Annotated in this window: 11 protein-coding genes; 2 read left to right on the top strand and 9 right to left on the bottom strand. The window is 68.5% G+C overall.

Annotated features, from left to right (window positions below; all coding sequences use genetic code 11):
* A partial coding sequence (locus tag KIP79_RS30295) for a sensor histidine kinase (protein WP_308169966.1) occupies window positions 1–627 on the bottom strand: 627 nt, incomplete at its 3' end.
* Window positions 628–748: 121 nt separating this feature from the next.
* On the opposite strand from KIP79_RS30295, the gene KIP79_RS30290 reads away from it, so the two are divergent.
* Window positions 749–1,465: a VIT1/CCC1 transporter family protein gene (locus KIP79_RS30290; protein WP_214108366.1), complete on the top strand. Its 717-nt coding sequence runs from the start codon at window positions 749–751 to the stop codon at window positions 1,463–1,465.
* A gap of 39 nt (window positions 1,466–1,504) precedes the next feature.
* On the opposite strand, the gene KIP79_RS30285 is transcribed toward KIP79_RS30290, so the two are convergent.
* From KIP79_RS30285 to KIP79_RS30275, 3 genes are all read right to left on the bottom strand, one after another.
* Window positions 1,505–2,623, bottom strand: a complete 1,119-nt coding sequence (locus tag KIP79_RS30285; RefSeq protein ID WP_308169965.1) for an esterase-like activity of phytase family protein — start codon at window positions 2,621–2,623, stop codon at window positions 1,505–1,507.
* 202 nt (window positions 2,624–2,825) lie between these two features.
* Window positions 2,826–4,643 (bottom strand): caspase, EACC1-associated type, encoded by a 1,818-nt coding sequence (locus KIP79_RS30280; protein WP_214108365.1) that lies wholly within the window; start codon window positions 4,641–4,643, stop codon window positions 2,826–2,828.
* Window positions 4,636–5,016 carry an effector-associated constant component EACC1 gene (locus tag KIP79_RS30275; RefSeq protein ID WP_214108364.1) on the bottom strand — a complete coding sequence of 127 codons (381 nt, stop codon included), beginning with the start codon at window positions 5,014–5,016 and terminating at the stop codon, window positions 4,636–4,638. The genes KIP79_RS30280 and KIP79_RS30275 overlap by 8 nt, the downstream gene beginning before the upstream one ends.
* A gap of 162 nt (window positions 5,017–5,178) precedes the next feature.
* Here KIP79_RS30275 and KIP79_RS30270 point away from each other — a divergent pair, with 162 nt between their 5' ends.
* Window positions 5,179–5,691: a GNAT family N-acetyltransferase gene (locus tag KIP79_RS30270; RefSeq protein WP_214108363.1), complete on the top strand. Its 513-nt coding sequence runs from the start codon at window positions 5,179–5,181 to the stop codon at window positions 5,689–5,691.
* Window positions 5,692–5,855: 164 nt separating this feature from the next.
* Here the strand turns inward: KIP79_RS30270 and KIP79_RS30265 are convergent, their stop codons facing one another.
* The 5 genes from KIP79_RS30265 to KIP79_RS30245 form a co-directional block, all read right to left on the bottom strand.
* The gene (locus tag KIP79_RS30265; RefSeq protein WP_214108362.1) at window positions 5,856–7,043 is read right to left on the bottom strand and encodes an FAD-dependent oxidoreductase; all 1,188 of its coding nucleotides are present in this window, start codon (window positions 7,041–7,043) and stop codon (window positions 5,856–5,858) included.
* A 137-nt stretch (window positions 7,044–7,180) separates the two neighbouring features.
* On the bottom strand, window positions 7,181–7,828 hold the full coding sequence (locus KIP79_RS30260; RefSeq protein ID WP_214108361.1) for a PadR family transcriptional regulator: 648 nt from the start codon (window positions 7,826–7,828) through the stop codon (window positions 7,181–7,183).
* 76 nt (window positions 7,829–7,904) lie between these two features.
* A complete protein-coding gene (locus KIP79_RS30255; protein WP_214108360.1) occupies window positions 7,905–8,303 on the bottom strand; it encodes an ACT domain-containing protein in 399 nt (132 codons plus the stop codon).
* A 76-nt stretch (window positions 8,304–8,379) separates the two neighbouring features.
* Entirely contained in the window at window positions 8,380–11,625 is a 3,246-nt protein-coding gene (locus KIP79_RS30250; RefSeq protein ID WP_214108359.1) for a discoidin domain-containing protein, read from the bottom strand.
* Window positions 11,622–13,019, bottom strand: a complete 1,398-nt coding sequence (locus KIP79_RS30245; protein WP_214108358.1) for a glycoside hydrolase family 43 protein — start codon at window positions 13,017–13,019, stop codon at window positions 11,622–11,624. The genes KIP79_RS30250 and KIP79_RS30245 overlap by 4 nt, the downstream gene beginning before the upstream one ends.

Raw genomic sequence — 13,019 nt, 5'->3', positions numbered from 1 at the left:
GCGGGTGGGTGGGAGTTCCGCGGCAACCAGAATCCCCCGGGCCCGGCTTCCGCCGGTACGGATGGTTGCCGTGGAACTCCCACTCCCCAGCCCTGTATGGCCTTCGGTCAGATGCGGCTCCGCCGGGAAGGATGGGCCTTTCTGAGCCGTGAGAACCGGTTCCGCGTGCGTGGCCCGGAGGGGCAGGACGGCGTACACCCGGGTCCCGCCCGCCGCGCGAGAGCTGACCGAGCAGTGCCCGCCCAGTTCCTCGGCCCGCTCCCGCATGCCGAGCACCCCGACGCCCACCAGCGCCCCGGACGGGACGCCCGCGCCGTCGTCGGCGACCTCCACCTCCAGCACGTCCACGCCGAGGCTCAGCCGCAGGCCGCACCGCCCGGCCCCCGCGTGCCTGACCACGTTCAGCAGCGCCTCGGAGGCCATCCGGTACGCCGCGACCTCGACCGCCGCCGGAAGCGCACCAAGATCGCCGGTGACGGTGACCGTGATCGCCAGGGCTCCGTCGCTGAACCGCTCGGCGGCCTGGCGAAGCGCACCCGCCAGGCCGAACTGGTCGAGCGCGGGCGGCCGAAGATCGTGCACCAGCCGCCGGACCTCGCCGAGCACCGTGGACAGGTCGCCGCGCACGGCAACAAGGGGATCGTCGATTCCGGAATATCCGGAAATGGCATTGGCTTGTATATTTGTGGAGTAACAGATGATACATCGGAACTTATGTTACCCTAACCTAATTTGATGGGATTGAGCGATGACCCCCCTCACTCACGCAAGGCCGGAAATTCATCATTCGCACCGTGATGTGACCGGTGGCTGGCTTCGTCCCGCCACCTTTGGGGTGATGGACGGGCTCGTTTCGAACTTCGCGCTGGTCACGGGGATCATCGGCGGTGGCGGAACGGGGTCCGCCGTGCTGCTGGCCGGATTCGCCGGACTGGTCGCGGGGGCATGTTCGATGGCCACCGGGGAGTACACCTCGGTCTCCTCCCAGACCGAGCTCATGCGCGCCGAGATCGCCGTCGAGCGCCGCGAGATCGAACGGAACCCGGAGGAGGAGATCCGCGAGCTCACCCTCACCTACGAGGCCAAGGGCCTGCGGCCGGAACTGGCCGCCGAGGTGGCCCGCGAGCTGCACAGTCGGCCTGAGGTCGCCTGGCGGGTGCACGTCCGGGAGGAACTCGGCGTCGACCCCGACGACCTGCCCTCCCCCTGGACGGCCGCCGCCTCCTCCTTCGTCGCCTTCGCCGTCGGCGCGCTGATCCCGATCCTCCCCTTCCTGCTCGGGGCCACCAGCATCGTGCCCACGCTGATCCTCACCGCCGTCATGCTCGCCACCACGGGCGGCCTGGTCGCCCGGCTCACCGCCCGCCCGATCTGGTTCGGCGGCGGCAGACAGCTCCTGCTCGGCGCGCTCTCCGCCGCCGTCACGTACGGCATCGGCCTGCTGGTCGGGGTGACCATCTCCTGACGGGCAGGCCGCCAGAAACGGCCTGCCCGCACTCCCGGATCAGCGCCGGATCGGGCAACGGCTCACCGCGTACGCCATGAAACGGGTGATCTCTCGCTCGTCGAAGTTGTCGTCCGAGCCGACCACCAGCGTGCACTCGCCGTCGCGCAGGCGCGGGCCCCAGGCCATGCTCTCCAGGTTCTGGGGCTGGGAGCCGAAGTCGTGGATCAGCCGCTTGGCGACCGGCCGGTACGGCTTGCCCGCCGACAGGCTCTCCAGCTCCAGCACGTTGGTGGCCTTGCGGAGGTTGATCTCGTACAGCCTGACGCGGTAGTTCAGGCCCTCGATCCAGGAGCGTTCCAGGGCCAGGAAACGGTTGTTGTTGATGGCGAGGATCTCCGTGACGCCGCTGTCGGAGCGTCCGGTCGGCGGGATGGGCGATGCGGGCAGGGCGTCGAGCTGGTAGGCGTACTGGGCGAGGGGGCGGCCCTTCCGGTTCCAGACCGTGATCCGGGTGGCGGCGCCGTGGTTGATCGTCGGGGGTTCGCCGTCCTCGTACCGGGGGCCTTCGAGGATGGCGGCGATCCTGCGCGGGGTGAAGGTCAGTCCCTCGAAGCCGAAGTTGCGGCGGGGGCCGTTCTGGGTGGTGGTCAGCTGGAGGTTGCGCGGGATGTGCAGGCCGCCGAGGTGGCGGCCGTCGGGCGCGGACCAGCGCACGGACATCTCGGAGACCGGGATGTTCGGATGGGCGGTGTCCGGCCGGTCCCCCTCCTGGGCCCAGAGCAACCGTTGCGTCCACCGGTCGTATCTGATCGCTTCGGGGTCGACCGCTCCCGGCTGGCCGTAGGACGGGTACGGCGTGCCGTTCGGGCGACGGAGGACGGTGACACCGTCCACGTGCAGTCCGGTGAACGCACCGGTGGTGGAGTTGAAGTCCATGCGGCCGGTGTAGAAGCGCGCCGGCTGGTAGCGCCCTCGGTCATCGGAGATGAAATACCACGTTCCGGTACGCGGATCTCGGTCGATTCCGGACAGGCCACCCAGGGTGGTGCCGGCGACCTGCATTTTGTGCGGTAGTCGTTGTTCGCCGAGAAAGCGCGACAGGCGAAGAATTGGGCGTTCGGTGGCTTGAGCCGGTCCGATGTCGGCGACCGTGGAACCCCCCACCGCCACAAACACCAACGCAATTTTCCCGATTTTTCGTGCAATATGCACGCGACTCTCCCATGCCTTAATGACGGAACGGGATCATGAGATCGCGAATCCCAACCGAAGTCCACATCGGACAGGCAATACCTGACTTTGCCCCCTTTCGCAAACAACGAAATTTCGCCCGACGCCGGAAATTCGGCTGCCGTCGCGGAAATATCGGGAAATGGGACTACCAGGGGGCCTGCCTGCGCCGCTGGAGTTGGGCGTTCAACCCGGCGGCGCCGATGACTCGAGGGGGTCTTTCGTGGAAGTCCGGGTGGCTGAGGACCACGACGTCGGCCACCACGCAGGTGATGTTCTCGGGGCCGCCGCCGCGCCGCTTGGCGAAATCGATCAGGTAGCCGACCACCTCGTCCGGGTCCTCGATCGTGGTCAGCGCGTGGTGCAGGATCTCAGCGCTTACCACTCCGTGCAGGCCGGATGTGCTGAGCAGGTAGCGGTCGCCGACCCGGGCCTCGCGGAGGGAGAGGTCGACGTCGATCTCGCTGTCCCCGGTGAGGGCGCGGAGGAGCACGCCGCGCTGCGGGTGGGAGGCCGCCCTCTCATTGGTGATGCGCCCGTCGTCCAGCAGTTCCTGCACCAGTGTGTGGTCGTGGGTGATCTGGTACAGCTCCTGGTCGCGGAGCAGGTAGGCGCGGGAGTTTCCGATGTGCACCAGGGCGAACGTGCCGCCGCTCCAGGCGAGGGCGGTGAGCGTGGTGGACATGCCCAGGCGGCTGCCTCGGGCGAGCAGGCGCAACCGGTCGTTCGCGTCGCGGGCCGCGGTCTCGATCTCGCCGAGCAGGTCCCCCCTGCCGATCCCCTGGCCGCCCAGGCGGGCGATCGCGGCGATGGCCGCCGCGCTGGCCGTGTCGCCCCCATGCCCTCCGCCGTCGGCGACCGCGAGCAGGCGGCCGCTGGCGTAGGCCGAGTCCTCGTTCCGCTCGGCCAGCATCCCGATGTCCGAACGCGCGGCGTACCGGAGGCCCAGCAGGTTCGCCTCCATCCGGATCGGCAACGTGTCCATCCGGGTCGGTAACGTGTCGCCGGTGACCGGGTTCGTCCGGGCCTGAAGGAGTTTGGCCGCCGCCGCCGACACGTTGGAGTCGGTGTCCAGGGCGGCCTGCTGGAGGGCGGCCACGGCGGCGTCGTACAGGCGGGTCTCCCCCGACTCCAGGAGGCGGCCGACCTCCTCGATGGCGCTGCGGCGGATGCGGGCGAAGGAGCTGAGCAGCGCCTGGACCAGCTCGATGGGCAGCGAATCACCCTGGGGGCGGCTGCGGGCGACGACGACTTTCCCTTTGACGCCCAGTGCCCACTTGCGAGGGACCTGGGCGGGGTTCTCGGCCACGATCCGGTCGTGGATGTAGGAGTACAGCTCGTCGATGTCGATCTCGCCGTCGCCGTCCAGGTCCGCCCGCCCGGTCTCCAGCCCCTCCACCATCACCCTGGTGAAGATCGAGCGCACGCCCCGGCCGGTGAGGTCGTCGCCCTCGAAGGCGTACTGCATCGCGTCGGAGGCGGTGATGATCACTCGCCCGTGGCCGCCGAGCCGCTGCACGGTGTGCATCGAGCCGCCCGCCTTGGCGGTCATGCCCCGGGGAAAGGACCCGCTGTTGCAGCAGTCGAGCAGCACGATTTTGGTCCGCGCCGCCGTCGCGTTCATAAAGGAATGGACGGCCTGGGCCGCGACCGCCGTCGACTCCAGGTATTCCAGCTCCGTGTCCGGCATGGCGAAGAAAAGGTTGCCGTTGTGGTCCTCCAGGCCGTGACCGCTGAAATAGAGCAGCAGGAGGTCGTCCCGTCGGCGCCGGGAGAAGAACGCGTGAATCTGCCGGATGACCTTGCTGTGCGACTGGTTGACGATGGCCTGGACCTCGAACCCGCCGATGTCGGGAGCCCCGAGCACCTCCGACAGCTCAAGGATGTCGGTGCTCGGCGCGTACAGCCGGCGTAATCCGGGGTCGTCGAAGGTGTCCGCGCCCACCAGCAGGGCGTACCTACTCACGGTCGGGTTCTTCCAGGCTCTTCACGAACGCCTGGATCAGCTCGCGCCGCTCCTCCTCCGTGGCGGTGGGCAGGGTCAGCGAGTTGCCGTTGATCTCGATGGTCACCGAGGTGGACGTCTGCCGCCTGGCCACCCAGGCGTTGATCCCGGCGATGATCGTGGTGAGCACCCCGCCCGAGGCGGCGAAGGTGACCAGCAGGGTTTCCCAGGTCGCCGCGTCCACCGCCTTGGAGCCTTCCGGTGCCGGTCGCCGTTCCGGCTCGACTTCGTCGGCGTCCCATTCCAGCAACCGTTTCCGCAGTTCCCGGCCAAGGTCGGCGATCTCCTGCGGATCAGCTTCCGGCCCGGCGACCAGACCAACCTTGAGCTGCATCCCTGCCTCCAATGACCCGCGGCCGAACGCCGGAAATCCCCGTTCGCAAAGGGCAGTGTAATGCGCACGGATACGTCATGTGGCGCGCGATTTTTCCGGTCATTGGGCAGCGGAATTGCGGACCCGACAAATGGCTCAAACCTGGCATATATCATCGGGGACATGATCACGCGGTTGACCTCGGAGCGCTTTCCCGGTGCTGTGAAAGATCTGGCCGAGCTCTTCGTGGACGCCGTCGCCGATGGCGCCTCGATCGGATTTCTCGCGCCGTGCGACCATGCCACGGCCGCCGCCTGGTGGGAGGCCCAGGCTACGGCCGTCGGCGAGGGCCGCCTCGTGGTCTGGGTCTCCGAGGACTCCTCCGGCGTGACCGGCACGGTCAGCCTCGCCCTGGAGGGCCGGGCCAACGGACGCCACCGCGCCGAGATCCTCAAACTCGTCGTGCACCGGAAGGCCAGGGGGCAGGGGCTGGCCCGCGCGCTTCTCGCCACCGCCGAACGGGCCGCCGACGACGACGGCCGTACCCTCCTGCTCCTGGACACCCAGACCGGCAGCGTCGCCGAAAGCCTCTACCTGCGTGACGGCTGGACCCGCTACGGCGTCGTCCCCGGCTACGCGATCGGCCCCAGCGGCACTCTCGGCGACGGCAGCTTCCTCTACAAGCGACTTGGATAGAACGGATCGGAGACTGCTGACGAGCTCCAGGAGCCCACAGAGGGCACCATCGCGGTGCTGGAGAGCGGCAAGCGGCTGTTCCGCGACAGCCGCCGACCGCTGCGCCTGCTGACTTCCATGCCGCCCGTGGCAGCACCCTGGTTCTCGGCTACGCCCAGGCCGAATCAGGCCGCCTGGTGGTCCCGGGACACGGGGGTGTCCCACGGGATGCGGTAACGCTGTTCGTGGGCGGTGGTCTTCTCCGGGTTCATGACGGTTTTCACCATGAGGGGCATCAGGAGGGGCATCACCCGCTGCGCGATCGGGCCGGGGGTCTTGGCGTGGTTCAGTTTCGCGGCGCGTGCGGCGACCCTTTCCACGCGGTCGCGGCGGAGTCGTTCGTACGTGACGAACGCCTGGGGCAGGTCGTCGATGTCGCGGAGGCAGCGGGCCAGCTGGACGGCGCTCTCGATGGCGAGCGAGGCACCCTGGCCCGAGCTGTTGGAGGGGGCGTGGGCGGCGTCGCCGACCAGGACCATCCGGTCCCGGTGCCAGTGCGGGACGCTGGGCATGATGTAGAGCGCGCCCGTCACCTGGAGGGACTCCACCGGCGTGTGACGGATCAGGGCGCCGCCCGGCGTGTCGTCGCCGTAGGTGTCGCGGAGGATGCGCAGCCACTCCTCGGCGGGCACCGCGCGGGCCTCGGTGAGGGTCAGCGGCCGGGGGTAGGGAAGGTTGGCGCCCCACGTGGTGCCGCCACCGGCCGCCGGCCAGTAGAGGTAGTAGGCCCGCCTGCCGAAGGCGAAGACCATCGTCTCCGGGCTTTCCGGCACCTCGTGGCGGGAGAGCCCTTCCAGGCCGAGCATGCCGGTCCAGTTGGGGCCCGGCGCGGCCGGGTCGATGAGCCGCCGGACGGTGGAGTGCACGCCGTCGGCGCCGACGATGACGTCGGCCTCGATCCGGGTGCCGTCGTCGAAGCGTGCCGTCGTCTGGTGGACGTCGATGAGGCGTTTGCCGTACTCGAACTTGATGCCTTGGTTGGCCGCCTCGTCGTGCAGGGCGCGGTAGAGGTCGGCGCGGCGGACCACGTACAGCGGGCCGGCGCCGGACACGCTGGGGAGTTCCAGGCGTTTTCCGGTGGCGACCGTCATGACCATTCGTGAGCTGGGCTGCCCGACCGCCTTGACCGCCGCTGCCGCGCCGACGATCTCCAGTGCCGCCATGCCGTTGGGGGCCAGCGCCAGGGTGCCGCCGATGCCGTCGGCGGTGGCCGGGTAGGCCTCGTAGACGGTGGCCTCGATGCCGGCCCTGCGCAGTGCGAGCGCGGTGACCGGGCCGGCGATGCCGCCGCCGATGATCGCGACGTTCTTCATGTCTCTCCTGATTGCCGGTTGTCTGGTCGAACCGGCGCATCGGAGGAGCCGTTATTCTCGTGACTGCCATCTTCGGGCCATCCGCATGTCCGGTTCGAAGGTTTCCTGGTGGCGGTGTTGCAGCACCGCCACCAGGGCTAGCTGTTCTTGATGTTCTTCTCCGCGAGTTCTCGCAGTTCGGCGGGCAACTCTCCGGTCTGGTGGAAGGTCCGCCATTCGGGCAGGCCGGGGAAGGTTTCCTCGGTCAGCTCGTCGAGCAGGGTGCGGACCCAGGTGGCTTCGGCCTCCAGGACGGCCAGGTCGTACTCCGACTCGATGAGGAACAGGCGCGGCACGTCCGCGATGTCACGCTCGTATCGCCCGCGCAGGGCGCCGATCTCGGTGTCGAGCGCCGCGAGCCGCTCCCCCAGCAGGTCGATCACCTCATCCGGGGTGAGCACCGTCATGACCGACAGGCCGGCCCGGAACCTCGGGAACTCCGTGTGCGGCACGCTGAGCAGTTCCCGCGTCCAGTCGGCCATCTCCCGCCTGCCCGCCTCCGTGATCCGGTAGACGGTCCGCTCCGGGCGGCGGCCCTGGCGCGCGCTCTCGGCCTCCTCGATCAGGCCGTGCTTGGCCAGGTTGCCCACGACCGTGTAGAGGGAGCCCCACTTGACCCCCATGTCGTGGTCCTTGCCCCAGCCACGCAGGGTCTGGGCCATCTCGTAGGGATGCATGGGCCGCTGCGCCACCGCGGAAAGGATCGCCAGCCCCATCAGGTTCGCCACCTTGCGCCGCTTCGCCATCACCGATCACCTCGCATCCGATTACTCGTACACGAGTATACGCAGACGAGCATGCCACGCCAAGAGGCAAGGACGGTCAGGCGGATCGCCGCGCGAGATCCAGCAGGAGGGCGACCGCCTCGTCCGCACGCTCGTACGGGACGAACAGGTGATCGTGGTAGTAACCGGCGACGACATTGCAGCTCACACCGGCGGCGGCGAGCTCCCCGGCGACGGCCGCCGTCAGGCCGACCGCCTCCAGCGCGGAATGCACCCGCAGCGTGATCCACCCCGCCACGTAGTCGTAGCCGAGCCCTGCCGCGTCGGCCTCCTCCGCCCGCGCCACCAGCGTGAGCCCTTCCGGTTCCGCCACGGTGACGACAGGCGTGACCCCGGCGGGCGGGCCGCCCCGCACGGTGGTGAAGACGTAGCGCCCGGGGTTGAGCTCCGGCCGCATCGCCCGCAGCAACGTCCCGAGATCCCGCTCACCGTTCATGGTCGGCAGGGTATCCACGGAGCGAGCCCTGGGCTTCGGGTGGAACTCCCGAAGCCCAGGGCTCGCCTGGCGAGTGTTACGGAGCGTAGGCCTTGACTTCGAGCAGGCCGACGGAGTAAGTGCCGTTTCCGGTCATCAGGACGCGGAGGCGGGTGGTGCTGGTCGCGGTGAAGGTGACGGTGTTGTAGGCGTTCTTGGTCAGGGTGTAGGAGCCGGCGCCGGGGACGTCGACATAGGCGCTGCCGTTCCAGTACTGGAGTTTCCAGGAGGCCGGCATGTCGATGCCCTGGTCGTCGTCGAAGAAGTAGACCTCGGCCCGGTTGAGGGTCTGGGCGGAGGACCAGGTCAGGTCAACCCACTGCTGCCCGGTCTGCGGCCAGCAGCCCCAGCGGGGGTTGACGGTGTCGTTGGAGGAGGGCGGGTCGATGCCGTCGTTGACCGCGAGCACGCTCTCCCAGGACGAGGTGTAGGACGCCGTGGGGGTGGCGTTCCGGGCCAGGTTGGTCACCGGCGGCGGCTGGACCCCGCCCCTGTTGTGGATCTTGATTTCGGTCAGCCCTGTCTTGGCCCCGGAGGCGTTGGTGGCCAGCACCCGGACGCGCTGGGCCGTGACCGCGGGGAACTGCACCAGGTTGTAGTTGGCCCGGGGCGCCGACGGGGTCTTCGTCTGGCTGGGCACGCTCACCCAGGCCGACCCGTTGTAGTACTGGATGTCGTACGCCGACGGAGCCCGATAGGTCGAACTGGCGGGACGGCTGTCCTTGAAGTACAGGCGTACCTCGTTGAACGTCCGCTGGGCGCCGAAGTTGACCTCGTACCAGTCCTGGGCGTTGGGTGAGCCCCCAGCGCCCCAGAACGGCTCGTTGATCGGGAACCCGTCCACCGCACCGGCGACGCCCGCCCCTGATCCGCTGTAGGAGGCCGAGACGGTCGCCCCGGCGGCCAGGTTGGTCAGGTCGGCGGTGAGGTCCACGCCCGCCTTGGCCAGCATGTCCACCATGCGGGCGCTGGAGTGCTGGACCTGCGCCGGCGCCTGGAGCCCCGGGGACGCCGTGTTGAAGCTGACCGTGCCGGTGGTGGTGACAGCACCGGTGGCCGGGTCCCAGGTGAAGGGCACCAGGGTGGAGACGGTGGCCACCCTGGTGCCGTTGATGAAGATCGAGTATCCCTGCGGGATGCCCGAGTAGCGGACGATCCCGTCGGCCGGGTCGTCCCAGACGATGGTCAGGTCCGCGTTCCGGTAGCGCAGGTTGTTGACCATGAAGTGGGTCCAGCCGATGTTGATCGGCGAGAGCTCCACCTTGGCGTCGTTGCGCGGCCGGAGCCCGGCCACGTCCTCGATGACCGTCCAGTTGGCGCTGCCCAGGATGTTGTGGTGGATCCAGGAGCGGTAGTTGATCGAGGAGCCGTTCCAGTCGGCCCAGAACTCGTTGGCGTCCGGCCACTGGGTGTTGCCGTTGACGTACTGGGCCCAGGCGTTCCAGTAGAGGAGTTTCTTGTAGTCGGTCGCGCTCATCCACGCGTTGGGGTAGTTGCGCAGCACCGAGGAGTACAGCCGGAACTGCACGGTGGAGTTGATGGTGGAGAAGTTGTTGGAGCCGGGGTTCCCGGCCGCCGCGGCTGCGGCCTTGTCCACCTGGTTGGCCGTGTAGAACGGGAAAATCGGGTATTCGGCGGGGTTGTCGTACAGGCGGAGCGCCTGGCGGTAGGTCGCCGTGTTCGGGATCGCGCCGACCGCGAACGGGTAGTAGTTGTTGATCTCCTTCCACGGCACCCACTCGTTGGTGGACTTGAGCCGGTGCTCGAACAGCTGCCGGTTGGGGTTCCAGAGAACGTTGACGATGGCGTTCTGGATCTGGGTGGCCAGGGTGCGCATCTCGGTGGCCTTGGCGGTGTTGCCGATGGCCTCGTACGCCTGGGCCGCGGCCAGCGCCCCGCTGTACTGGTAGGCCGACTCGGCGCGGTCCATCCGGCCGGACTTCCAGTGGAAGGACACGGCGTCGGCGTCGTTGCCGGTCAGCGCGCCCCAGTCGTACTCGATGAGCTTGTTGTTGTCGGTGTCGTAGTAGGCGAGCTGCCCCTTCACGTCCTGCTCGGCGTACCGTGCCAGGTTGGCCGCGATGCCGGGCTGGCCGCCGTGGATCTGGTAGCTCTTCCAGGCCGCTTCCCCGATGTACTGGGTGTAGCTGTTGGACCAGTTCTCCGGGTCACCCGGGTTGTCGAGGAACCTCCCGTTCTTGGAGATCTGCCCCACGCTCAGCCAGTCCCCGTACGCGTAGATGGGGTTGCGCAGGTACTTCAGGTCGTCGATGTGCATCGGCTGGGTGAGCGCGATGGCGTTGTTGTACCCGAGCGCCCCCTCGACCGAGGTCGGGAACTGGAAGGTCTGCCCGGGTATGTCGGCGTCCAGGTTGTTGAAGCGCATCAACCACCAGCGGTAGTAGATGTTCTTCTTGATGGCCGGTTCCGGCACGTCGATGTAGGGCAGGTTCTGCGCCCACCACAGGTTGTACGCCCGGACGTGGGTGGCGAAGGCGGTCGCGTTGGAGTACCCGGCGTAGGCGTTGTACTCGGTCAGCGACTCGGGGATCTCGTTGGTGATGAACCCCATCACCACCTTCGCCGTCACCGTGGCCCCGGCCCCGATCGTCACCGACCGGTTCAGCCCGCCGCTGACCACGCTGAATCCGTCCCCGGTCAGGCGGGGGAGGAGAGTGGTCAGGTTGTTGTAGGCGTTGACCTGCCCGGTCAGCGTGTTACCGCTGCCCGAGGTGGCGTACGGCGAGGTGGCCCGCAGCTGCAGCGTGACCGACGAGGTCCCGCTGTTGGTGATGGACAGGTTGGCCACCGCGACGTTGTTCTCGGTGATGAACTTGGTCTGGTCCACCCGGATGGACCCGCTGGTGTGCACGCTCTTCCAGTGGCTGGGCGCCTGCCAGCGCGAGGCCACCTGCTCGGTGAAGGTGCCGGGCGTGATGGCGACGGTGAAGGCGTTGTTGTTGCTGATGCTCTCCCAGTACGCCACCTGCCCGGCGAAGCCGAGCGTGCCTGGCGTGTGGGTCTTCATGAACAGGGCACGGCCGCGGGTCATCAGCCAGGTCCCGGCGGGGTCGTTGCCGGGCCGGGCCAGCAGCCGGTCCATCCAGAAGTCGGTGCCGGAGCTCTCGGCGTCGTAGATGGCCTGCATCGAGGAGTTGACCGGCGCGGCCGGGACGGCGGGCCCGCTGAAGGTCGGGAAGCCGATGGTCTGCGCCGCCTGCGCCGCGGGGCCGGCCACGAGCATGCCCGCGACCAGGAGCAGCGCCATGAGGGCACGTCTCATGAGAACGCCCTCCATTCCAGTACGCCGGTGGAGTACCCGGACCGCGAGGTGATGCTGAGCCGCAGCCTGGTCGTGTTGACCGCCGTGAAGGTGGTGACGTTGAAGGTGTTGGCGGCGACCCCGCAGGCCGACTGTCCCGGCACCGCCACGTACGCGCTGCCGTTCCAGTACTGCACCTGGCAGGAGGCGGGCAGGTCGATGCCCAGGTTGTCGTCGAACCAGTACGTCTCCACCCGGCGCACGGTCTGCGCGGTCGGCCACTGGTACTCGATCCACTCGGTGCCCTGGTGGTTCCAGTTGCCGTACGCGCCGTGGCTGTGGTCGGCGGAGTTGGCGGGGGTGAATCCGTCCTTGATCGCGCCCAGCGTCTCCCAGGGCGAGACGTAGGAGGTGGACGGGGTGGCCGACAGGGCGAGGTTGCCGCCGCCGGTCGGTGGGGGGCCGGAGGTCTGCACGACCTTCTGCATCGTGCCGTCGGCGTTCCAGTACAGCTTGTCGAGGGTCACCGAGCGGCGGAAGTTGCCCCCGCCCGGGGCCGCGGCGTTGTGGTAAACCATGTACCACTGGCCCTTGAACTCGATGATCGCCGGGTGGTTGGTGGTGGAGCTGACCTGGTCGAGCACCACCCCGCGGTGGGTCCACGGCCCGAGCGGGTTGCTCGCGGTCGCGTACCGGATGCAGGCGTATCCGGGGGCGGAGCAGCCGGAGTCATTGGCCGCGTAGGCCAGGTAGTAGACGCCGTTCCGTTTGAACATCCACGGCGCCTCCCAGAAGTTGGTGACACCGGTCGGGGTGACGACCGAGCCCACCGTGGAGGTCATGTTCGCGTTGAGCCTGACCGCGCGCAGACCGTAGTAGGAGCCCCAGTACATGTAGACCTGCCCGTCGTCGTCGGTGAAAACGGTGGGGTCGATGTTGAGCGGCGATGAGTTGGGGGTGCTGTCGCTGATCAGCGGCCCGCCCTTGGCGTCGGTGAACGGGCCGAGGGGGCTGTTGCCGACCGCGACGCCGATGTCCATCCAGCCGGCGCCGTTGCCGTTGACGGGGACGAACCAGTAGTAGCGGCCGTCGGCGCCGCGCTCGACCTCTCCCGCCCAGGCGTCGGCCCCGGCCCAGGAGAAGTTGGAGATCGACAGCCGTGCGCCCTGATCGGTGAAGGAGACGGCGTCGGTGGAGCTGAACACGTGCCAGTCACGCATGACGAAGTTGGTGCCCCCGGCGGGGGCTTCGTCGTGGCCGGTGTAGAGGTAGAGGGTGTCACCGACGACCAGGGCGGCCGGGTCGGCGGTGTAGATCGCGGTGGTGATGGGCGCCGCGGCGCCGGCTGGGGCCGCCGGCAGTAGGACGAGCCCCAGCGCGGCGAGGGCCGCGGCTAATCGTGATTTCCTCGACAT

The sequence above is a fragment of the Acrocarpospora catenulata genome (assembly GCF_018476525.1).
GTDB lineage: Bacteria > Actinomycetota > Actinomycetes > Streptosporangiales > Streptosporangiaceae > Acrocarpospora > Acrocarpospora catenulata.
This window is presented reverse-complemented; position numbering and strand designations above follow the sequence as displayed.